Genomic DNA, 22,470 nt, shown 5'->3' with positions numbered 1-22,470 from the left:
CCCCTAGTATTTCTCAATATGCGGCGCATCGGTGGGAATGGTGTAATAGACGCCCTTATCAGCGGTAAATATATGCTTGCCCGGACGCAGGGCGTTGGGTGTATCTATACACCCGGCTGCGATGCCGACCCCGTCCTCGTCGTTCATTCGGTAAAACAAGCTAGAGCCGCATTTATTGCAGAACCCGCGCTCAGCCCAGTCAGAGGACTGGTACCAAGCCAGCCCCTCTTCATTTGTAAATCTTAGTGAGGCGAAGGGCGCGCGGGTGGCAGCCCATTGGTGCCCGCTCGTGCGGCGGCATTGGCTACAATGACAAAAAGTTACTTCTTCACGCAGCTCTGGCACCTCGAATGCCACCGCACCGCATTCACATTGTCCTCTTGGCATTACGCCCTCCCCGGTGTCGCGGCGCTGCCCAAAAGCACGCCGTAGATGATGAAACAAAGCGCCATGACGCGGCGTACCCAAACATTCAGAACCGCCCCCATAGCTGCGCGCCCAAGGCCTGCGCCAATAGCCGTAAACCCAACATAACTAAGGCTCGTGATGGCGAGTGCCGTCGGCATGATGACCCACATCTGCGACCAAACAGGTACATCTGGCTGCACGAATTGAGTGAAGGCGGCAAAATACCCGGCAATAGATTTTACGTTGATTGTGGCAATCAAAAATGCACGTCCATAGATCGAATGCGCCGAGACCTTGCGCGGGGTGACCGGTTTGGTTGCGTTCAACCACCCTCGCACGCCCAAAAACACCAAGAAGGCCGCGCCAATCAGCTTGCCCCAATGGAAGGCCTCTGGTGCTTGGGCCAATAGCGCCGTGACCCCAGCAGCCGAAAGCAGCAAGAACAGCGCCGCCTGCGTCAGGATGCCAAGCACGCCCCATAAGGAGCGCTTAAAACCATGCGCCATGCCATTTTGAATGCAGTTAACCGCGTTTGGCCCCGGTGTTGTCACGAAGACAACCCAAAAGACCGCAAAAACTAGCCACCCCTCCCAAGTCATATCAGTATCCTTTCATGCTAATAAACTGGCGGCGCGATAACCCAGATTGCCACCGCTGGCTCTGAGTAGGGGTTCATCCAGCGGAAAGGCTCTCCACGGACACGGAAACTGTCGCCAGCACCTAATTTAAAGATCGCGCCATTAATCCAGATATCCAGCCGCCCAGACATAACATAGCCGACTTCTTGGGTCGGCCTGCTAACAGGGACGGTGATTTCTGCGCCCGGCTCAAATGTTGAATGAACCACCTCGAAGTCGTCTGTCAGGTCAGGGGATAAAAGTTCCTCAATCAGCCCCGCCTCACGCGACCCGATGGGCCTGCGGGCGCTGGCTCGCACGATATAACCGTGTTCAGTAGAATCGACACTATTTTGGCGAAATAAGCTCGATACCGAAACATTCAGCGCGCGCGCCATATGGCGCAAGTCGGTGATCGAGGGGTCGGACAAATCGCGCTCAACCTGACTTAACCATCCGACAGAGCGGCCAAGCGTATCTGCCAACTCTACGAGCTTTAACCCACGCGCTTTACGCAACGCCCGAAGGTCGACTCCCAAGGTTTGGGTCGTATGGGAAGGTGTGCGTTTCAATCGAATCTCATGAAATTTTGGTCCATAATTTCACCAAACTACAAATCACACATGCGACGCAAGGGTTTTCTTACCCCAATTCCAGTTACATTTGACTGACTACCGCGTTCAAAACCTGGGCCAGATGACCCACATCCTTACGGATAAAGGCAGCGGTATTCGCTGTTGGTTCTGTCTCAAACTTTCACTCAATTTCAGTATCACCTTGAACCCGTCGTATGTTTGCCAAAACCTCACAGGCAAGGCCCGCCAAATATGAGCATTGATTTCAAAGGTAGCCACTATCCGAAAGACGTAGTCTTGTACGCGGTATTTTTCTACGTTCGCTACGCTATTTCCTATCATGATCTGGAGTAGGCAATGGCTGAGCGCGGTGTCGATATAGGCGGAGAGAGTGACAGACTGGTTGATCTTGTCCGAGAGGGGGTGGATTGTGTACTGCGAGGCGGAGGGCCCGTTGATAGCAATTTGGTCCGGCTCAAAATCGCAGATTTAGATGAAGTGGCGTGTGCGTCTCCAGAATACCTTAACAACTTTGGCATCCCAAATATATTGACGCGCTTGAAGGGCGCAAAATGGTTAATTTTTGCTCAACGACTACCGGAAGTATAGTGCCGCTGGAGTTCATTCAAGGGGCTGAAATTAAGAGCGTAAAATTGTCAACATCGGTAATCGTCAATTGGATTCGACACGCTCGCACATTACGCTCATCTTGATCTTGGGATCATCCAAAATCCACGCGATTCTGCTGATGACGGACTTAAAAATGGTCGCCTAATTAAGCTACTGCAAGACGCGCCACCACCGACATCGCCGGTATCGGTATTTCACCCCGAAGGCAGATATCTATCTCCAAGAATTCGGGGGTTCACCGAGTGGGTAATCTTGGCATTTAGCTAAACGCCTGTTTTGCGAAAGCTGTACTGCAGCGACGAACTGGCTGCCGAATGGTAGCTTGTGACCTGCAAATAAGATTTCAGCCAGTCATCCATCCAAATGCTCCGCAACTTGGATCTATGTTTAAATTCCAGATTACGCTATTCAGCGTTGCTTGGCGGAGCTAAATTCTGTCCGTTCTGGCGCGCGAATTGCCCGGTCGGCCTATCTGCCGGAAGAAGGCAATACTGAATGCGCTCGCGGACCCGTAACCGACCTCAAGGGCAACTTGCGCGGTGTTTTTGTGGCCGCGACGCAGCAGGTCTTTGGCGATGGTCATGCGCCACCTTTGTAGGTAATCCATCGGGGGTATGCCCGCGTTGCGACTAAAGCATGCGAAACACCCAGAGCGTGATAGGTCCGCGACCGTCCAGCTCCTTGAGGGGCGGCATGAAGGGCTCGAAGAGACAGGGCCAGGCGCGTCCGCACTGCCGTGGTTTCGGATGGCGAGCGAAAGGCCTCGATCATCAGAACTTGAAGTAAGCGCTCCAACACCATACCGCGCCCCGGCCGCTCGGATCACGCCTCGCCTGCGACAAGTTTGGTGAGGGCGCTGAGCCGTTCTGCGCTGTGCACTACAACCATATCGGGCAGCAATTATTCTGGTTTGGTGACATTTGATTAGATCTCAGCAAGAGATCAAGCGGTAAACTTGCTGTGCCCAGATGGGAGTTCTTAGGGTCACAAAACTAGGGCAGAATTTGTAAAGGCAAAGCAGAAATGCCACCGATTGCGCAAAGCAAGAATGCCACCAAAACCTTGCGGGAGAGAGAAAATGGACATCCGGCTGAAATAATCAGATGTTGGGTCCGAGCCCAAATTGTCCGACGCGGCAACGCACATTAATGGCCGCGAATATAGTTTTCTTATTGACAAGCACGAGCATTAGGAGATGCCGCGATCACCTAACTTCCAACAAAGTAATTTTCGGCCCTAACGTGAAAAAGCCTAATAAGGCTTGTTCTTTCGGCTACTCACGCATAGCGTTTACCAATTATTTAACAGATCTTTTATTTTATTCTTTCGGGCGATCAATTATGCAATTGGACGACTACTGGACCAATATCGGAATTGAATCTTCACAGGTGTCTACGGGACCTGCTGTCTCACTTACATTGATCGCAATTGAACCACTTGATAGTCAGTTTGGCGAGTATCCGCTTTTGACGGTTCCAGACGCGCTCAAAGATATTTTTCAATTTAATGATATGCAGCTTTTCGTGGTTCTAGATGGTGCCAAGATCCAAGGGTTACCAGAAATTTTAGCGGGGGATAGAGCGCCTTTTAAGTGCCTTTATAGAGGCCACTTGGCAAAAGAGTTGCGCGACGTTGCACCATATCTCGTCGAAGTACAGGCCGATGCCCCGCTCTTGCGGCAGAGCTTTACGCGCGCGGACCCAAAACAATATTGGTGGGACTTCGGAGCAACAATATATTTACAAAGCAGAGATAATCTCAATGACATCGCCGAACATCTGCGCACTTTGGTTGCATTGAACGACGAAGTGGGGAAAGTGCGATATCTGCGGTTCTGGGATGCGCCAGTACTTCACCGAATATTGGCTGCTACCACGCCCGATTTCTTAGACCCGCTGCATTTTTTCAACTCAAAATCAGGCACCTCGATACAGGCCATCATCTTGCCGGACCCATTGCAAGACACGGTCGCAATCGCGGTTCCGCATGCGCAAAGCCCTCAAGGGCGGTTGAGATATACCCCAAATCTGACCCAAGTACTGAAGGAGCAAGCGCGCGACGCCTTCGCCTTAACCTTGATCGCACATTGCGCATCCAAATTTCCAAAGACCGTGAAACGGCTGCCCGAGGTCGCCCGCCGAGATCTAATACTAGAGAGTATTAAAGAGGCCAAAGACCTAAATATCACGAAGCGAGGTCCAGTGACATCCTTCACGGAGCTTCGATTGGTGTTGGGGGCGGGCATGGCTGACGATCCGATGTATCCATGGGTCTCGGATGTCCTGCAGCGCGTCACATTGCAAAACCAGATGGCTGCAATGGAAGCGCTTGTAAGCCGGTTTGCAGAATACACGATCAAGGTGAATGGGGCAGAGAACTCCCATTTCAATAAGGCGTTAAAGCGTGCAAGAGACGCATTGGACGCCCCTGATGAAAAATCTTATTCGGACTTGCTACGTCGCGTTTATCCCGAGAAATTCCACATTCTTGGAGATGAAGGCGTTAAAGTCTTTCTGATAAGCATCCGAAGACAGTTGGCTCCATTTCCCAACCTCGATCAAGGCAGTATCCGCGCTTTCGTTTTGCTATGTTTTTTCATGGGCCATCGCTGCGCCGAGGATCCGCAATACGACTGGATCACTCAGGCCCTTGCCCGTGGAGCGCAAGAAGCAGCAGGGCCTTTAGAAAGACCGCTTGTACGTAAATCGAAAACTTGGAGTGAAGCCATCTTAAAAACGGTGACCGAGCAATGACCACACTTTATGACTACTTATTTGGCGAGGAACAACAAGCAGCTCCGCCAGCGCCAGCTGCGCCTACCACTGGCGCAGGCAGTTCACTTCCCGAATACGGACCGCACCCGGCTCCGCCCAGCACTGGGCCCGATTACGGTCCTCCAGGAAGCCCGACACCGCCTAGTGCGGTGCCCGATGCGGGGCGAGATGTCGAGGAAATCACTGAGCCATGCACCCGCTTTCAAGGCAATATCACAGAGATCACGTCAATCGCCGACAGTGTTGATGTTACGGTCGCGGGCACCGCCGTGTCGGCCCCGTATTGGACGCTTGGTCCGCCTATGTATGAGGACGGAATGAACTCGACCCATCCCGCGGCGGTGCCGACCGAAGATGGCTCGGACCTCGAAATGAGCGTGAAAATCGATGTTACCTCCGCAGATGGATTGAGCGGGGAAGCAGAGCTGATCGGTACCTTATCAGATGGAACTGTCATTGAGCTTAAAGGCACGTTCCCTGTCACCGTGGGCGAGCATTCAGTCACCGTCAAAATGGATGCGGCCACGACAAAGCTAGCCCGCCACCGCGGCAATATCTCTTGGGAAGCCAGAGTGCCGGGTTGCGGCAGGCACATCGTGGGCCGCACACGGGTCGAAATCTACCGCATCATCCGCGATCAATCTGAATCGTTTTTGTCCGCCGGCCGCCCTGCCGAAGCACTCCGCTTTATCTATGAAAAAATGTCGGTCGCTGGAACCGATGTCGCCACGTCGATTTCAGCAAGCGATCTGACGGTGACGAGCAGTATAACCACGTATCTGCACGGCGGGCATGGGTTAACATATGAGACGACCGGGGGAGCTTTTGCCTATCTCAGTAGCACGGGCAGCACCTTCTATTTGCTGGACTACATTACCAAGAGCTTAGGAGATGTTGTAAACTGTTATGATCAGGCATCTGGGGTTTTGGTCTGCGGAGCGATAATCGGAGTGGCTGGATACACGCGTTTTGTTGGTTACAAGCGAGGCGCACCTGCAAACGCAACTTTTGGATATATTAACACAACGACGCTTGTTGGTGGTATTGTTTCTAACAACCCGTTTTATAGAAAGAATGGAACAAATCCTGTCGAAACAATGCTCGCTCGGCGAACATCTTTTGGCAACCACCAATTTTATATGAACACCGATGCAAATGTTATCTTTGACGCCTGCGCAGGGCCGCATCTAGGGACGGAAGACTATTTGACCTATATGAGTGCTTCCGTGGATACGGCTGTGGTAACGGCGACGCACCCGACACCCGCAGCATGGAGGGCAGCATGGGCAATAGACGACAGCTATATAAACATCACCTCAATTGTTTGATCTTGCTTTGCGCACTGGCAGGTGCAGCGGCATTTGCCGATAATTCCGGGAAGGACCTGAACCACATGACCGAATTTTCCTCTCGCGACGCTCAACTAGAAGCTGCGCTAAAGTTGTCGAAACTTGTTCCATCAGCCGCCTTAGGGCGCCCTTTGATCTTCGATCAAGACCGCTTCAAAGCATTGATTGGTGATGATGTCCTCATTACGAGTTTCAAAAATTTCAGAGAAGGACGGGATCTTGTTGTAAATGCGTATTCTAAAAAGAACGACGTTCTAGCTGTGAGGCTTGAAATATCCCAAATTACGGATCGAAACCGAGTAGCTGACCGTTTAGCAGGCAGTTTCGACCTAATTTCAGCTCCACTCGACGGTGTGGAGCTCGTTTTAGAGGCGGGGGCAGACCTAGTCGCACGTTTCTCGATCAGTGATACCTATGCAGTTGCATCGCGGGGAGACATTTTGGTTATTGCGCGAACTGGTGATGGTTATAGGGCCAGCGGCTTTGCCGCCATGGTCTTAAATGAAATCTTTGCGGCCAAGTAACTTGCCTTATGAAATGTCAGGATGCACGCGGCGTATTCCCCTCGAAATCTAACCGGGGAAACAGGTTGGCGGTCAATGCGCCACCCGCCTGCCTGTAAGCATCTAGGCCAACAAACTGCATGCGAGACAGTCTGCGTCCAGCTTGCCTTCATCCAAAGCTGCCTTAATATTGCCGAACAGGACCATCGACTTATCAAGAAAGTTATGCGCCCAACTCTGGGCTTCAAGACCGTCCATTCAGCCGCTGATACGCTCGTTGATATCGAAATAACCACATGATCCGAAAGAAGAAATTCGAGTCAAACCACACGTCACCGTTCAAGTAGTTTGCAGGTTTAGCTACTTAATTGTAGTAAAACCTGACGGAAACAGCCTCCAGAAAACTCTACGACAGAACCCTCATGCCGACCGTCAGACGCGTTCAATCGCGATGGCCGTACCTTCGCCGCCGCCAATGCAAATAGCCGCAATGCCGCGTTTCAAGCCACGGGTTTCCAGCGCATTTAGCAAGGTTACTATTATCCGAGCACCCGAAGCCCCGATTGGGTGGCCCAATGCACACGCCCCACCATTCACGTTCACAATGGCGCGCTCCAGCCCCATCTCCTGCATGAACGCCATAGGCACCACGGCGAAGGCCTCGTTAACTTCCCATAGGTCCACATCCGCAATGCTCCACCCGATTTGGTCGAGCAGTTTACGCGCAGCAGGAACCGGTGCGGTCGGGAACAAAGCCGGAGCCTGCGCGTGGCTGGCATAGCCCATGATCTGCGCGCGCGGCGTCAAGCCATAGGCCTCCACACCAGCAGCCGAGGCCAAAACCATCGCAGCCGCACCATCCGAGATCGACGAAGAGTTTGCAGCCGTCACCGTGCCACCTTCGCGAAACGCAGGTTTCAGCTGCGGGATTTTCTCGGGGCGCGCTTTACCCGGCTGTTCGTCCTCGGTAACAGTGAACGCCTTACGCCCTCCAACCTCAACGGCTGAAATCTCTCCAGCAAAGGCCCCGCTTTCCTGTGCAGCCAAGGCATTGGCCAGCGACTGCAACGCATATTCATCCTGCGCCTCACGGGTGAATTGGAACGCTTCGGCGCAATCTTCGGCGAAGGTGCCCATCAGGCGACCCTTATCATAGGCGTCTTCTAATCCATCAAGAAACATCGAATCTTGCACCGCCTGATGCCCGATTCGCGCCCCGTTGCGCATTTTTGGCAGAAGATACGGTGCATTCGTCATGCTCTCCATTCCGCCTGCAACCATGGTTTTAGCATGGCCCAGTGACAGTTGATCGAACGCCATCATCGCGGCCTTCATGCCCGACCCGCACATCTTATTCAGTGTCGTGGCTGGCACATCTTCGCCCAGACCCGCTGCAAATCCGGCCTGCCGCGCTGGCGCTTGGCCTTGCCCTGCAGGCAACACGCATCCCATCAGTAATTCATCAACCGTGCTCAGGCCCGATTGGCTTAGCGCCGCTTTGATCGCCGCACCGCCCAACTGAGGTGCATCAACTCCACTGAATACGCCCTGGAAGCCACCCATCGGCGTGCGGCTGGCACCCGTGATAAATACAGACATTTTGAAACACCTTTTGGATTTAGAAACATACCTATGCATACAGAGTGGTAACCTTTGTCGTCTAGCCCATGACCTGAAATATCAGGAGAGTGGATCATGAACTTGAAATCAGAGACCATGGACGGGGTTCTCGTCCTAACTGTTGAGGTCAATCGCGTAGACGCAGCTAGCGCGGTTCACCTGAAAGACGAATTCCGAAAAGCCACAAGTGACTGCCATGGTCGCATTCTGATGGACCTTGGCGCAGTGACTTTCATGGACAGTAGTGGACTAGGCGCCATGGTCGCCGCGCTCAAAACATTGGGTGGGCGAAAGCTAGAGCTATGCAGCCTAACTCCAACAGTCGACAAAGTTTTCAAATTGACGCGAATGGACAAAGTTTTCCTAGTTCACAATGATCGAGAGAATGCACTCGCCAATGGCGGCTCGAAAGACGCCGATGCCGCGTGATCAACATGGCCAAAAAGCCCCACCCGTTCGGTGGCTCCCGTCTACATTATGAAGAAACAATAAACGCGGACCCAATATCAGTTCGGGATGCCATTTTGGAGGTTATGGCCCGTTTGCAAAACGAGTTCCCAGCACAGTCCGAAGGCATCATCAGTACAGAAATTATCCTAGCCGAAGTCCTCAATAACATCGCGGAGCACAGCTACGAAGGCTCTAACTTAGGAAGTATTTTGGTGTCTGTCCTGTGCACAGATGATATGATCTCGATTGAGACCAGAGACTACGGGGGCCCAATGCCCGGCTTGACACCTCCTGAAACCGAGCTGGAAGAAATTCCCATGGCGGTCGAAGATTTACCCGAAGGTGGCTTTGGCTGGTTCTTTATTCGCAGTTTATCTACTCATATGGAATATCGTCGTGTTGGATCTCAGAATATTTTCTGTGTCCAAATTTCTACATGTACAACCAGCGAGCCTGATTTCAAATAAATACCGTTCTGGAATCACGGCCTTCTGCTCCACAAGCCCAAACCTGTCCATATTTCGCCACACAATAAACCTATACTTCTCTCAAAAGGTTCACATCTTTTCCCCAATTGAACCTGATAAGGAAGCCGTAGCTGTATAGCTTCTCTCGGCACCGCGTTAATCAGCCCCCACCCCGATGCGTGGTGCCGAGAATACATCCCAACATCAGCTCCCCAAACATCATTCCGCCGTAGACATCTCAACCCTCTACCTATCTTATCAGCCTCATCATTAAGAGGAACAAGTGGCATGCGTGATTTCCATCGACCCGGGCGTTCTACCGTCTTCGCGACCAATGGCATGTGTGCGACATCGCATCCGCTTGCTGCAAAGGTCGCCATCCAAACCTTGGAAGACGGAGGAAATGCTGTCGATGCCGCTATCGCCGGGGCCGTATTACTTGGGCTTTGCGAGCCTCAAATGACTGGCATTGGCGGCGACTGCTTTATCTTATTAGACAAGCCCGGCGAAGAAAACATTATCGCTCTCAACGGCTCCGGCCGCGCACCAAAAGCATTATCCGCCGCCACACTGAGAGATAAGAACTTGAGCGCCATCCCAATACATTCCGTAGAGACAGTCACGATCCCGGGTGCTGTCGACGCGTTCTGCCGCCTAAGCACTGATCATGGAAAGCTAGATCTCAAATCAGTTCTTGCGCCTGCAATACACTATGCCAACTCAGGAATACCCGTCAGCCCTCGCACCAGCTTCGACTGGACCATAGCCGAATCCGTTCCAAAAGGCGTTGCAGAAAAATACTACCTGATGAATGGAAAGGCCCCAGCCCCCGGTCAAATTTTTCGCGCGCCGCAGCAAGGCGAAGTCTTAGCTCGCATTGCACACCATGGCCGCGACGCATTTTACCAAGGCGAGGTCGCCGAGGATATGGTGGCATCATTACGCGCCGCTGGGGGCACACACACACTTGAAGATTTCGCCACAAACTCTTGCGATTACACCACGCCAATATCCGGTAATTACAAGGGCACCGAACTGGTCGAGCACCCGCCCAATGGCCAAGGCGCTACCGCAATTCTAATGGCCAATATCCTTGCCCAGTTCGACTTACCGTCTCTGGATCCCTTCGGTGCAGCACGCGCCCACCTAGAGGCCGAGACCGCAAAACTAGCCTACGATGCCCGCAATCGGTTTCTTGCAGATGCCAACCACGTGACATGTCTAGAACGCATGCTATCACCCGAGATCGCAAAAAACCTTGCCAGCTTAATCGACCCTAAAAAACCCTTGGCAGACCCAAAAAACCTAACGGAACAGGTTCATAAAGACACCATCTACATCACCGTGGTTGATAAGGACCAAATGTCGGTCTCATTGATATATTCGGTGTTCCACGCCTTTGGTTCGGGACTTGCATCAGACAAGTTTGGCATTCTATTTCAAAACCGCGGAGCAGGTTTCACCCTCGAAGAAGGGCACCCGAATGAAGCTTGCGGTGGCAAACGTCCAATGCACACAATCATCCCTGGAATGTTGCGCAAAGAGGGGAAAGTGACCATGCCCTTCGGTGTAATGGGTGGGGCCTATCAACCAAATGGGCACGCACGTTTGATATCCAATTTGATCGACTACAACTTGGACCTACAGGCAGCTATCGACGCACCGCGCAGCTTTAGTGATGCTGGCGAGTTAAAAATCGAACGTGGCTATTCAGATTCAGTCCGTCAAGAATTAGCTGATATGGGCCATAGAATTTCGATTCCAGACGGGCCAATCGGCGGTGCGCAAGCAATTCTCATCGATCACGAAAGCGGCGTACTTCATGGGGCATCCGACCCACGCAAAGACGGTTGTGCGCTAGGCTATTAATTGAAATCAAACTGAAGCGGGTATTTTCCACGCCCATCATAATCGCCAAACATTGCGCTTAAATCTGGGTGGTCAATTGGCTCTCCAGTCATATCTGCTGCCAAATTTTGCTCCGACACATAGGCTACATAATAGCTTTCGTCATTTTCAGCCAGCAGGTGATAGAAGGGTTGGTCCTTACTCGGACGGCTCTCTGGGGGAATGTTATCATACCATTCCTCAGAGTTTGAAAACTCTGCATCCACATCAAAAACCACCCCTCTAAAGGGATGTTTCTTGTGGCGCACAATTTGGCCAAGCGTAAATTTAGCCTGAGTTTTCAGCATTACATTGCAACCTCTATCGCCCGTAGATAGACCCTAAGCACATAGTTTGTCCACAAATGAGGGGCGCTTTTTCAGGAAACAGTCTGTGAACTTGATCTTAACAGTCTTAGAGGTCGTGGCCCCCGTCTTCATTCTTGCGGCAATCGGGTTTTGCTGGGTCAAACTTGGATTTGACTACCAAATTGAGTTTGTGACCCGCGTTGCAATGACACTGTCAGTCCCTTGCCTGATCTTTGTTTCCTTGATGCAAACTGAAATTGCACCCGATGCGCTGACCGCTGTCTCACTGGCTGCCGTATCCGCATATGCCATTGTAACGGCTTTATGCTATGTGTTGATAAAGTTTTTCGGAATGGAAATGCGTACCTTTCTTGCCCCCATTATCTTTGGAAATACTGGTAATTTAGGTCTTCCCCTTGCTCTATTTGCTTTTGGAGATGAGGGCCTTGGGTATGCAATTGTTATTTTTGCCATCATGGCAATTTACTCATTTACGTTTGGGGTTTGGCTGGTATCGGGTGGCGGGTCACTGACAAAAGTCATCCGAGAACCATTGGTTGGCGCAACCATACTAGGGGCAATCTTTCTTCTTATGGGTTGGGAAACACCCCAGTTTTTGACAAGTTCAATTTCGTTGATAGGTCAAATGGCGATCCCATTAATGCTGATTACTCTCGGCGTTGCAGTGGCGCGCCTCAAGCTTAACGGCGTCGGGAAAGCAGTAATGGTGTCCGTCCTAAAGGCCATAATCTGTATCGCTGCCGCCACCCTCGCTGGCCTGTGGTTCAAGCTCGCACCAATCCCCTTTTCAGTACTGATCTTACAAGTCTCAACACCCGTAGCGGTAACATCATACCTTCTTGCGGTAAAATATGAGGCTGACAGCGAAGCAGTTGCAGGCCTTGTTGTAGTTTCAACCCTGCTATCTGTTGCTTATATCCCGCTCACATTAGCGTTTTTGATCTAGCCAAGGCCACTGCGCGGTTTTCTTAAGGCTCACTTTGGGTTAGAATTACCTAAAGCCAAAAAGGCAAAAGCCCAAACCAAGGCGAGCAGGTACCATGAAGAAACTTTTCACCGCGTTAGCGTTCGTTCTACTCGTGGCCGCATGCGGCGGAGGGGGCGGCAAGGCCCCACGCAACCTAGATAACGCGTGTTCCATCGTTTCCCAGCGCGCCAGCTGGCTGAAAGATATGAAAAAAGTTGAGCGTAAGTGGGGCGTCCCCATGCATGTTCAGATGGCGACGATTCACCAAGAAAGTAAGTTCGTAGGCGATGCACGAACACCCTTCCGCTATGCACTTGGCGTGATCCCAATGGGGCGCCAAAGTTCTGCCTACGGTTTCAGCCAAGCTCTGGATGCGACTTGGAAAGAATATAAGAAAGACCAAAACCGCTTTAGCGCCAAACGTGACCGCTTTGGGGATGCCGTCGATTTTATGGGTTGGTACATGCATGGCAGTTCTGAAAGGCTGGGCATTTCCAAGTATGATGCACGCAATCAGTACCTTGCCTACCATGAGGGTCGCACGGGCTTTGCGCGCGGATCATATAATAGAAAATCATGGCTCCTGAGGGTCTCTCAAGCCGTTGCTGATCGCGCACAAATGTACCGCAGTCAACTTATCAGCTGCGGTAAGGCTTAATGGTTAACTAAGACCCTAATTAAGCCCGCGCGCCTGTATTTCCTGAGGAATATTGAATGGGCGGGCACCAATTTTAACGCCCTTCTTCAACTCGCCCAATATGACGGTGGTCTGAGTGCCCGCGTCATTGGTGATAATCCATTGACGAAGTTCCACTGGTTTCGAGGTAAACTTCAGTTGAATGTTGCCATACTCTGGGTGCTTCGGGTCTTGGATCTTCACAACGGTTGCGGTGCCGTCATCCCGATGCCCGACGACCATATTGGACTGATTAAAGTCGACATGTTTTGCTAGAATTAAATTCAGCGGTGTGCGCTTTAATGGAAACTGTTGTGGCGGCACATTCGATTTCGGATCAAAGACAGCGACCTGACTACCGCCTGCGATCACCAAACTATTGTCAGGTGCCGCGTAGTCAAAGCGTACGCGCCCAGGGCGCTTGATCAGAATGTTACCAGTCGTAACCGAGCCATCGCCATTAATTTGCGTAAATTCACCTTCCGCAGTTTGAAAACTGTTGAGGTATTTCGAAAGCTGCTTGAGTGGGATTTTATCGGCCAAGACTGGCGCTGCTAATGCGAGCGACAGCAAAGGGGCAAGGATCAGGGTTTTCATCTTCATTCCTTAAAGATAAGCAAAAGGCCAAGAGATTAAACCCTCGGCCCTTCACGAAACTGAAACATAGCGTAATTTCGCTCAGTATTATTGCCGCTCTGGCACCAAAATTTCGCGCTTCCCGACATGATTGGCCGAAGAAACAACACCTTCATCCTCCATCTGCTCAACAAGACGCGCCGCTTTATTGTAGCCAATCGCCAATTTGCGTTGGATGTAGGATGTCGAACATTTACGATCCTTAAGGACAATTTGAACTGCTGTGTCATACAAGGCATCTTCACCATCAGTATTTCCACCAAGACCTAGAACCATATCAATGTCGCTAGATTTTTCGTCTGATGGACCCTCAACAATCCCCGACATATACGATGGCGGACCAAAGGACTTGAGGTGGTTAACAATCTCTTCAACCTCTTCATCTGACACAAACGGACCATGCACACGTGTAATCTTCGATCCGCCCGCCATGTAAAGCATGTCACCCATGCCCAACAATTGCTCCGCCCCCATTTCACCAAGGATTGTACGACTGTCGATTTTTGACGTTACCTGAAATGATATCCGCGTCGGGAAGTTCGCCTTGATCGTCCCTGTGATCACATCCACAGACGGACGCTGAGTAGCCATAATCAAGTGAATACCAGAGGCCCGAGCCATCTGTGCAAGACGTTGAATGCACGCCTCGATCTCTTTACCGGCAACCATCATCAAGTCGGCCATCTCGTCCACAACCACTACAATATATGGCATGGTTTCGGGCTTGAACTCTTCTGTCTCAAAGATCGGATCACCGGTCTCATCGTCAAATCCGGTTTGAACAGTGCGTGAAAACATCTCGCCCTTCGCCTGCGCATCTTTCACCCGACTGTTATAGCCGTCAATATTACGCACACCCATCTTAGACATCTTGCGGTAGCGCTCTTCCATCTCGCCCACAGTCCACTTCAAGGCCACAACCGCCTTTTTAGGGTCTGTTACCACTGGAGAAAGCAGATGAGGGATGCCATCATAAACACTAAGTTCCAGCATTTTAGGGTCGATCATGATCAGCCGGCATTCGTCCGGCGTCAGCTTATACAGCAATGACAAAATCATCGTATTGATTGCCACAGACTTACCAGAGCCCGTTGTACCAGCGATCAGCAAGTGAGGCATCTTGGCAAGGTTCGCGACAACAGGCTCACCGCCAATGTCTTTGCCCAAAGCAAGTGGCAACTTTTGGTTTCCGTCGCCAAAATCACGGGCCGCGAGTATCTCGCGTAGCACCACCATTTCACGTTTCTCATTAGGCAACTCAATCCCAATCACAGTCCGACCTGGAACAGTAGAAACACGCGCTGACAAAGCCGACATCGATCGAGCAATGTCATCAGATAAGCCGATAACGCGCGAGGCTTTTAAGCCCGGTGCAGGCTCTAATTCATACATGGTGACCACGGGGCCGGGCCGAACCGAAACGATCTCCCCCTTAACGCCATAGTCATCCAGAACAGCCTCCAACATGCGCGCGTTTTCCTCCAAGGCCTCGTCGCTAAGCACATGACGTTCAACTGTTGACGCGCTGGTGAGCAAGTTCAACGGCGGCAACTCGAAGTCAGTCGAGGTATCTTCAAATTGCAGTGCTGGCTGGGCCTCCGCGACCGCACGTTTGGATGGGGGTGCAGCTTTGCGAACCGGTTGTTGTACTACTGGTTTTGCCGCAGATGCGCGAACACGGTTGAGAGGTGGCGTAATTGAAGCCGGAACCTCTCCATCGCCAGCCTCCGCTGCATAATTATCCCGCACAGATGGTTCAATGCGCAACGGCTCAGGGCCGGTAGGACGGGTCAATTGTGGCTCTGAACGAGACACAGGTTCGGCCGAATACTCCAAAGGCCTAGATTTGCGAACACGGTTCCTTATCACATCTGAGATCTTGGATTTAATACGATCATCATGGCTCACATCATCATGGATCACCGCTGGCTCGTCATAATACTCCGGCTCCGGATCGCGTGCTTTCAGCCCCGGAAGGCGTGCAAGAAGGCCCGGCTTTTCAACATCAGGCTGAGGCGCCACAATCGGTTGGGTCGCATGAACTACGGGTGTTCGGCGTAGTGATGGCCCCGCAATCGGAGTTTGCTCCTCAAATATCTCAACCTCGGCAGTCAGACGCGCTTCTTTGCGCTTAGTGCGCACTTCATTAGCCTTCACCGCCGCAAAAACTGCTCCCTTTCCAGCAAAGCCGAACAGTTTCATGATGCTCGCATAAGTCAAAATAACGCCGACCAACATGAAACGAGCAGCAGTTTTAATCTCTTCGCGAACAAAACCAAGAACAAACAAAGACAAGAACAACAGCCCAAAGAAAACCACGAATGCCAACACTTTAAGGCCGAATGTGGCGTTGATAGGTACAACCCCAAGGATGGCCCCAAGAACGGTATCTCCAAACATGCCACCAAGACCAAAGGAATACGTCCACTCGCTCACCGGAACGTGGGTTGAGGCATAGACAGACGCCAAAGCCACAGCTACGGGGGCAAACATCAAGCATCCCAAAGCGCGCTCTTCACCCCGATGCATCACAAAGCGCAGCCCCCAAATCACCAAAACAAACGGAATGGCCCATGCGCCGAAGCCCACAGTAATGAACAGAAAACTGGCAACATATGCACCTGTGCGCCCCAACCAGTTCTTGGTCGGCCCATCGGTAGCAGACATCAAACTGGGGTCTTCAGGCACATAAGACAACAACAACATGGTTATCATGACGCCTACAGCCAGCATACCGAGACCGAAAAGCTCTTTGCCTTTCTTCTCAATTGCCGCCTGCATGTCACTGTCCAAAAACGGATCGCGGGGTCTTGCCTGAAACGCCATGTCTAGTTCCTCACCTTCAACCGTATGCGCAGCTTTTGAGGCGCGTTAGCCCCGGCTGCAACTCGTTCATTGGGGCGACCAAAGCCACCCGGATATATTTCTCACCAGGGTTTGAGCCCTGATATTCACGGCCCAAATAAGCACCGGGCAAAGTTTTAACGCCCGCCTCAACCCATAGCCGTTTCGTCATTTCTTCGCCGTTCTCGACCGGCAACCAAAGGAAAAATCCAGCTTCTGGAGGCATGTAGCCCTCCACATCACTGAACATCTCATCGCAAAAATCCAACTTCTCACGGTAAAGCGCACGGTTGGCTTTCACATGATCTTCATCTGCCCAAACCATCTCAGCCACACGCTGCAAGGGCAGCGGTAACGGAGCGCCGGCATATGCACGTAAAGCTTTCAAGTGTTTGATGTTTTTCGGGCCACTGGCCGCAAAACCAGATCGAAGCCCAGCCAAATTTGACCGCTTGGACAGGGAATTAAACAACACCACCCGTTCCGGATCATGTGTCTTGGCCGCAGTCAAAACACCAACCGGAGCGATCTTGCGGTAGATTTCCGAATAGCATTCATCGGCAAAAATCTTGAAATCGTACTTATCAGCCAATTCCAAAAGCTCGGCCCAATACTCAGCCGTTGCAACGGCCCCTTGAGGATTCGACGGCGAGCAAAGGTATGCAATAGCCGTGCGGTTCAACACATCCTCGGGCAGTCCTGCGAAATCGGGCAAAAACCCTGTGTCTTTGGTCGCCGGAACATAAACAGGCTCAGCCCCCACAGCCAATGCGGCAACGGAATAAACTTGATAAAACGGGTTCGGCATCAACACGGCTGGCGTGCCGTTCTTTTCCTCGGGGCACAAAGCCAAAGCTGCATTGAATAGCCCCTCGCGGGTGCCATTAAGCGGCATTATCTGGGTGTCCGCATCACAGGTAACGCCGTACCTGCGCGCGATCCAAGCCGAGATTGCCGCCCGCAATTCCGGCGTACCATCATTGGGCGGATAGCCACCAAAACCGGCAGAATGCGCTGTAATGATGTCAGTAATCCAATGCGGAAACGGGTGCAGAGGCGACCCGATGGTCATATCCACGGGTGTTTCGCCCGGCTCTAGCCCGGCAAGAAGCGTCCGCAAACGCGGAAATGCATATGGTGGCAGGTTCGAAAACCGCTCTGGAAAGGTCATTGGACCTACTTATACTGACTCAAGGATCGGGATCATGATTGCCCCGTTACCCCTAAGCTACCCCAATACGCAGGGCATGGTCCACAAAAAGGACCGCAATATCAGTAACGTGGTCACATGCCTGTGACTTTTTGGCCTATCAACTGAGCGCACGCTCCGCAGCGGCGCAAAGACGCAACAATCGTTCTTCGGAATTGGGTGCCCCAAGAAACATGATCCCGGTCGAGGGCAGGCCCGTCGGCAACGTGATCCCCGCCAAGCCCAAAATATTACCAATGCGGGTATTACGCAGCGCCAACAGGTTTTCCGTTACATAATATTCACTGTCGCTCATCAAGCGTTCCGCATTTGGCGGCAAAATCGGCGATGTTGGTAGAATAACCGCATCATACTGGGCGGTTTGCGCGGCCCAGCTTTCGTATAGCTCATCAAGGCGACGCCATGCAGCAACATAGTCCGAAGCCGAAACGCCTGCACCGGACCTAAATCGGCCCAATATTTCAGGGAACATCACGTCTGGATTAGCCTCGATCACGTCTTTCCAAATACCGTAAGCCTCGGGAGCGAACAGAATGCCAGTGAGCGCCATAGCCTCCGCCACTTCAGGGATTTCTTGACGCTCAACCACCGCGCCCGCTGCCTTTAGACGCTCAACCGCGCTGTTAAACCCTGCCTCTGGTTGCGGCCGGATGTCATCGAACGCCACAGTGTCGAGGATCATCAAACGCGCACCCTCCAAAGTCGCACCGCGCAAGTCGGCGGCCCTGCCACCTTCAATCACAGCCAACAATTGCGCCGCATCTTCGACTGACCGGCATAGCGGGCCTACGGTATCAAACCGCGAACAAAGGGGGACGCAACCTTTAACCGAAACCCGGTTAATCGTTGTTTTCAACCCAACCAGATCATTCCACGCCGCAGGTATGCGGACCGAGCCACCCGTGTCAGACCCAAGCGCGCCCGCCGCCAGCCCAAAAGCCACCGACGTCGCCGCCCCCGATGACGATCCCCCTGCGACCGCATCCAAATCATTCACGCAGGGCGATGTCGCCGTGACCGGGTTTAAACCAAGCCCCGAGAACGCCAACTCGGACATATGGGTTTTACCAAGGCAAACAGTCCCCGCGTGCGTCGCCTTAACCAGCACTTCGGCGTCCGCGTCCGGCACTCGGCCTTTCAGCAATGCACTTCCAGCCTCTGTCACAATGCCTGCGGTGTCGAACAGATCTTTCCATGAAATTGGCACCCCATCGAGCAGTCCACGCCGTTGCCCCAAATCAGCGCGCGCCTTTGCGGCTTTCGCCTCAGATAAGGCACGATCCTCGGTTAGCCTTGCATAAATCCGATCAGCTTGCGGATGGGTGCGCGCGGCGTCCAGATAGGTCTCGGTCAACGCCACGGGGTCAATCTCCCCAGCGCCAATTCCACGCCCTAAGTCACTTGCGGTCATGCGCAACCATTTGTCCGACATCGTTCGCTCCTTACCTTTGTTCACCTTAAGGGTAGCGGCACGACAACGCATGGACAATCCCGCCCACACCCTCATATTGCGACTCATGAAATATGACAGCGATATCGCCATCGTCGGCGGCGGCCTGAATGGCTGCGCACTAGCAAGTGCACTGGCCAGTGGTGGCTTGTCCGTGACTATAATTGACAATGTTCCACTCAAAATCCTGAAAAGTGACCAATTTGATGGTCGGGCCTATGCTTTGGCTCTGGCTTCTAAACGCCTCTTGAGTGCTGTGGGCCTATGGGGCGAATTGTCGGATGATGCACAGCCGATGCTGGAAATCAAAGTCACCGACGGGCGGGCCGGCGAAGGCCCCTCCCCATTTTGGATGCACTTTGATCACACCGAGATCGAAGAAGGCCCGATGGGTTTCATGGTCGAAGATCGCCACCTGCGCCGCGTTTTTCTGGCCGAGATTGAACGAAACGACCTGATCACACATGTGACACCCGAGACTGTTGTGTCTCAAAACATTGACCAAAACGGCGCGGCAGTAACCTTGGCATCGGGTCAAATCATGCGCGCCCGCCTTTTGGTCGGTTGTGATGGCCGCCGCAGTGGCGTTGCTGAACGCGCCGAAATCGGGCGTGGCTTCAAAGATTATGGGCAGACCGCACTGGTCGCGGCCATTGGGCACGATAAGCCACATAATGGCGTGGCACATCAGTTCTTTATGCCCGCGGGGCCGCTCGCCATTCTGCCACTGACTGGCAATCGAAGCTCTATCGTTTGGGCTGAAACTCACACGCGCGCGGCCGAGCTATCAACACTGGATGACACCGCCTTTATCGAAGCCCTGCGTCCAGCTTTTGGCGATTTTCTAGGTGATATTCATGTGGCTGGCGCCCGGTTTTCCTATCCCTTGAACCTGACATTGGCTGACCGCTTAACCGGTAAAAGGTTAGCGCTAGTAGGCGATGCTGCCCATGGGGTTCACCCGATTGCCGGGCAAGGCTTGAACCTTGGCCTGCGCGATATTGGCGCATTGGCGCAGGTCCTTGTCGATGCGCGCAGGCGGGGCGAAGATATTGGATCAGACGCCGTTCTGGCGCGCTACTCCGAATGGCGTCGCTTTGATACAACCACATCAGCCTTAGCGACCAACAGCTTCAACGGATTGTTTTCAAACGATAACCCGTTGCTACGCGCAGGACGCGACATAGGCATGGGATTGATAAACTCCTTCCCATCCTTGCGCCGCAGCTTTATCCGTGAGGCCGCAGGGCTAACCGGGAACCTACCTCGCCTACTTCAAGGCCGCGCGCTTTAATCAAGCTTGCGAGCCTCGTCGATCAGCATAATTGGAATTCCATCTCGGATCGGAAACGCCAGTTTGGCCGTTTTCGACACCAACTCCTGCGCCTGCGCATCATAAGCCAAAGTCGCTTGTGTGACCGGGCAAACCAGCCCTTCAAGCATATGCCGGTCAAACTTAGGGTCTGTCATTGCAAAATCTCCTCATTCGCGCCACCGCGCAACGAAAACTCAATCAAGGTCGTTAATATCTCGCGCCGTGACCTAAGAGACGAAGCCTCTAAAAGCGCTTGTTTTTCTTCCGGATCGAACGGGCAAACCATAGAAATCGAATTAATCAACAACTCAGTTTCCGCATCCTTGAGACCATCCCAATCTGTACGCAAATCTTGCGCATCAAGGTACTTTTTAAGCCCTGCTAAAAATGAATTCCGGTCAAATTTCACATCAACCTCAGCTTGCCCTACATCACCCTCAAACTCATGCCAATCTACACGGGCATTCCGGTACGGGCTAAACCCTTTGATCTCTTCGGTGATCCGAAACCGTGAAACCCCCGTCAATGTTACCATGTAGCGCTCACTATCAATCTCGGAGAACTGCGTCACCCGCCCAACACACCCCACGCCATAAATCCGATCATCATCCGCAGCGGTGAGGGGTTGCACCAAGCCGATCAGCCGATGAGGTGTTTTCAGGCTATCCTCAAACATCTGCAAATACCGTGGCTCGAAAATTTGCAATGGCAACCGCGCTCGAGGCAGTAGCAACGCCCCGGACAACGGAAATAGACAGATTGTATCAGGCAGTTCCGAAGCGCTCAGTGTGAACATTCTTTAACCCGCATCAGGCCTCAAACAAAAATCATCGACGACAACTTGCGACGCCCGTTCAACACAATCGGATCGTCTGCTTTCATCGCATCAAAAATGGTAAACAACTGCGCCTTTGCCGCGCCATCATTCCATTCACGATCACGCCGAAACAATTCCAAAACTTGATCCACAGCCCCCTGCGCATCCCCTGCAGCATGAAGCGCCACGGCCAGGTCAAGACGGGATTGATGGTCATCAGGGTTGCTGTCCACAGCGGCTTGCAGTTCTGCGGCAGGGCCAGTGTCGGCGGCTTGTTGCAGCAACTCCAACTGCGCGCGAACCGCCTCAATTTCAGGCAAACCGTTCAATTCCTCCGGCGCATTGGCCAGTAAAGTTACAGCTTGATCCAGGTCATCCAGCGCCAAATGCGCACGAATTAGACCTGCGTATGCGCCTGGATTGTTAGGTTCTTCGCCAAGAATGGCCGCGAAAGTTTGCGCCGCATCCTCAGCCTCACCTTCCTCCAGCATTGCCTCGGCTGCAGCGATTGCATCCGCCAACCCGTTGTCAACTTCACCACCTGACTCCGCGATCAACTTGTCTATAAAGTTCTTGATCTCGCTGGCGGGCAGTGCACCCTGAAAGGCATCAATCGGCTTGCCTTTATAGAATGCATAAACCGTTGGGATTGACTGAACTTGTAACTGGCCCGCGATTTGTTGGTTCTGGTCAACGTCGACCTTCACCATTTTAACCGCGCCCTTGGCCTCTTTAACACCGGCTTCCAATGCTGGCCCAAGCGTCTTGCATGGACCACACCATGGCGCCCAAAAGTCCACAATTATCGGCACCTCATGGCTGGCTTCAACCACATCTACCATAAAGGTGGCCTCACTGGTGTCTTTGATCAGGTCGCTACCTTCGGCGGGAATACCGCCCACATTCAACTCAAGCATGTCCATGTCCTTAGTGCTGTCTAGGCTTA

22 protein-coding genes and 2 pseudogenes are annotated in these 22,470 nt (G+C 52.5%); 11 read left to right on the top strand and 13 right to left on the bottom strand.

Features of this window, described 5'->3' with window-relative positions; genetic code table 11:
• Positions 1-3: 3 nt before the first annotated feature.
• From AC3Y7R_RS14960 to AC3Y7R_RS14950, 3 genes are read right to left on the bottom strand one after another with little or no spacing between them, the layout of a single operon-like run.
• Complete coding sequence (locus AC3Y7R_RS14960; protein WP_490042870.1) at positions 4-387, bottom strand: GFA family protein; 384 nt, start codon at positions 385-387, stop codon at positions 4-6.
• Positions 387-1,007, bottom strand: a complete 621-nt coding sequence (locus AC3Y7R_RS14955; RefSeq protein WP_490042869.1) for a LysE family translocator — start codon at positions 1,005-1,007, stop codon at positions 387-389. The genes AC3Y7R_RS14960 and AC3Y7R_RS14955 overlap by 1 nt, the downstream gene beginning before the upstream one ends.
• Positions 1,008-1,024: 17 nt before the next feature.
• Positions 1,025-1,597: a helix-turn-helix domain-containing protein gene (locus AC3Y7R_RS14950; protein WP_490042868.1), complete on the bottom strand. Its 573-nt coding sequence runs from the start codon at positions 1,595-1,597 to the stop codon at positions 1,025-1,027.
• 255 nt (positions 1,598-1,852) lie between these two features.
• Here AC3Y7R_RS14950 and AC3Y7R_RS14945 point away from each other — a divergent pair.
• A pseudogene (locus tag AC3Y7R_RS14945) lies at positions 1,853-1,951 on the top strand (IS6 family transposase); the annotation flags it as partial.
• A gap of 6 nt (positions 1,952-1,957) precedes the next feature.
• A pseudogene (locus AC3Y7R_RS14940) lies at positions 1,958-2,497 on the top strand (LysR substrate-binding domain-containing protein).
• Positions 2,498-2,657: 160 nt separating this feature from the next.
• Here AC3Y7R_RS14940 and AC3Y7R_RS14935 read toward each other — a convergent pair.
• Entirely contained in the window at positions 2,658-3,056 is a 399-nt protein-coding gene (locus AC3Y7R_RS14935; RefSeq protein ID WP_490042867.1) for a helix-turn-helix transcriptional regulator, read from the bottom strand.
• A gap of 514 nt (positions 3,057-3,570) precedes the next feature.
• Between AC3Y7R_RS14935 and AC3Y7R_RS14930 the strand changes: the two genes are divergently transcribed.
• From AC3Y7R_RS14930 to AC3Y7R_RS14920, 3 genes are all read left to right on the top strand, one after another.
• Entirely contained in the window at positions 3,571-4,983 is a 1,413-nt protein-coding gene (locus AC3Y7R_RS14930) for a DUF4123 domain-containing protein (RefSeq protein WP_490042866.1), read from the top strand.
• Positions 4,980-6,332, top strand: a complete 1,353-nt coding sequence (locus AC3Y7R_RS14925) for a hypothetical protein (protein WP_490042865.1) — start codon at positions 4,980-4,982, stop codon at positions 6,330-6,332. Before AC3Y7R_RS14930 ends, AC3Y7R_RS14925 begins: the two co-directional genes overlap by 4 nt.
• A 65-nt stretch (positions 6,333-6,397) precedes the next feature.
• Positions 6,398-6,877 carry a hypothetical protein gene (locus AC3Y7R_RS14920; RefSeq protein ID WP_490042864.1) on the top strand — a complete coding sequence of 160 codons (480 nt, stop codon included), beginning with the start codon at positions 6,398-6,400 and terminating at the stop codon, positions 6,875-6,877.
• Positions 6,878-7,288: 411 nt separating this feature from the next.
• Here the strand turns inward: AC3Y7R_RS14920 and AC3Y7R_RS14915 are convergent, their stop codons facing one another.
• The gene (locus tag AC3Y7R_RS14915) at positions 7,289-8,455 is read right to left on the bottom strand and encodes a thiolase family protein (protein WP_490042863.1); all 1,167 of its coding nucleotides are present in this window, start codon (positions 8,453-8,455) and stop codon (positions 7,289-7,291) included.
• A 96-nt stretch (positions 8,456-8,551) separates the two neighbouring features.
• On the opposite strand from AC3Y7R_RS14915, the gene AC3Y7R_RS14910 reads away from it, so the two are divergent.
• From AC3Y7R_RS14910 to AC3Y7R_RS14900, 3 genes are all read left to right on the top strand, one after another.
• Positions 8,552-8,905, top strand: coding sequence for an STAS domain-containing protein (locus AC3Y7R_RS14910; protein ID WP_490042862.1), 354 nt, complete (start codon positions 8,552-8,554; stop codon positions 8,903-8,905).
• A 5-nt stretch (positions 8,906-8,910) separates the two neighbouring features.
• Positions 8,911-9,393 (top strand): ATP-binding protein, encoded by a 483-nt coding sequence (locus AC3Y7R_RS14905; protein ID WP_490042861.1) that lies wholly within the window; start codon positions 8,911-8,913, stop codon positions 9,391-9,393.
• 288 nt (positions 9,394-9,681) lie between these two features.
• Positions 9,682-11,262, top strand: a complete 1,581-nt coding sequence (locus AC3Y7R_RS14900) for a gamma-glutamyltransferase family protein (RefSeq protein WP_490042860.1) — start codon at positions 9,682-9,684, stop codon at positions 11,260-11,262.
• Here the strand turns inward: AC3Y7R_RS14900 and hspQ are convergent.
• Complete coding sequence (hspQ, locus tag AC3Y7R_RS14895) at positions 11,259-11,588, bottom strand: heat shock protein HspQ (RefSeq protein WP_490042859.1); 330 nt, start codon at positions 11,586-11,588, stop codon at positions 11,259-11,261. The two genes, AC3Y7R_RS14900 and hspQ, sit on opposite strands and share 4 nt — an antisense overlap.
• A gap of 85 nt (positions 11,589-11,673) precedes the next feature.
• Here hspQ and AC3Y7R_RS14890 point away from each other — a divergent pair, with 85 nt between their 5' ends.
• Together AC3Y7R_RS14890 and AC3Y7R_RS14885 are read left to right on the top strand one after the other, a co-directional pair.
• Entirely contained in the window at positions 11,674-12,555 is an 882-nt protein-coding gene (locus AC3Y7R_RS14890; RefSeq protein WP_490042858.1) for an AEC family transporter, read from the top strand.
• 94 nt (positions 12,556-12,649) lie between these two features.
• A complete protein-coding gene (locus AC3Y7R_RS14885; RefSeq protein WP_490042857.1) occupies positions 12,650-13,234 on the top strand; it encodes a transglycosylase SLT domain-containing protein in 585 nt (194 codons plus the stop codon).
• Between the two features lie 15 nt (positions 13,235-13,249).
• On the opposite strand, the gene AC3Y7R_RS14880 is transcribed toward AC3Y7R_RS14885, so the two are convergent.
• From AC3Y7R_RS14880 to AC3Y7R_RS14865, 4 genes are all read right to left on the bottom strand, one after another.
• Positions 13,250-13,855 carry a LolA family protein gene (locus AC3Y7R_RS14880; protein WP_490042856.1) on the bottom strand — a complete coding sequence of 202 codons (606 nt, stop codon included), beginning with the start codon at positions 13,853-13,855 and terminating at the stop codon, positions 13,250-13,252.
• Between the two features lie 81 nt (positions 13,856-13,936).
• Positions 13,937-16,714, bottom strand: a complete 2,778-nt coding sequence (locus tag AC3Y7R_RS14875; protein ID WP_490042855.1) for a DNA translocase FtsK — start codon at positions 16,712-16,714, stop codon at positions 13,937-13,939.
• A gap of 16 nt (positions 16,715-16,730) precedes the next feature.
• Positions 16,731-17,903, bottom strand: a complete 1,173-nt coding sequence (locus tag AC3Y7R_RS14870) for an aminotransferase class I/II-fold pyridoxal phosphate-dependent enzyme (RefSeq protein WP_490042854.1) — start codon at positions 17,901-17,903, stop codon at positions 16,731-16,733.
• Between the two features lie 139 nt (positions 17,904-18,042).
• The gene (locus AC3Y7R_RS14865) at positions 18,043-19,374 is read right to left on the bottom strand and encodes an amidase (RefSeq protein WP_490042853.1); all 1,332 of its coding nucleotides are present in this window, start codon (positions 19,372-19,374) and stop codon (positions 18,043-18,045) included.
• A 49-nt stretch (positions 19,375-19,423) separates the two neighbouring features.
• On the opposite strand from AC3Y7R_RS14865, the gene AC3Y7R_RS14860 reads away from it, so the two are divergent.
• Positions 19,424-20,686 (top strand): UbiH/UbiF/VisC/COQ6 family ubiquinone biosynthesis hydroxylase, encoded by a 1,263-nt coding sequence (locus AC3Y7R_RS14860; protein ID WP_490042852.1) that lies wholly within the window; start codon positions 19,424-19,426, stop codon positions 20,684-20,686.
• Here AC3Y7R_RS14860 and AC3Y7R_RS14855 read toward each other — a convergent pair.
• The 3 genes from AC3Y7R_RS14855 to trxA are packed head-to-tail and all read right to left on the bottom strand — an operon-like array spanning position 20,683 to position 22,441.
• On the bottom strand, positions 20,683-20,862 hold the full coding sequence (locus AC3Y7R_RS14855) for a Trm112 family protein (protein WP_490042851.1): 180 nt from the start codon (positions 20,860-20,862) through the stop codon (positions 20,683-20,685). The two genes, AC3Y7R_RS14860 and AC3Y7R_RS14855, sit on opposite strands and share 4 nt — an antisense overlap.
• Positions 20,859-21,503, bottom strand: a complete 645-nt coding sequence (locus AC3Y7R_RS14850) for an LON peptidase substrate-binding domain-containing protein (protein WP_490042850.1) — start codon at positions 21,501-21,503, stop codon at positions 20,859-20,861. Before AC3Y7R_RS14850 ends, AC3Y7R_RS14855 begins: the two co-directional genes overlap by 4 nt.
• A 20-nt stretch (positions 21,504-21,523) precedes the next feature.
• Positions 21,524-22,441 (bottom strand): thioredoxin, encoded by a 918-nt coding sequence (gene trxA / locus AC3Y7R_RS14845; RefSeq protein WP_490042849.1) that lies wholly within the window; start codon positions 22,439-22,441, stop codon positions 21,524-21,526.
• Positions 22,442-22,470 lie beyond the last annotated feature (29 nt).

The organism is Litoreibacter sp., assembly GCF_058136045.1.
This window is presented reverse-complemented; position numbering and strand designations above follow the sequence as displayed.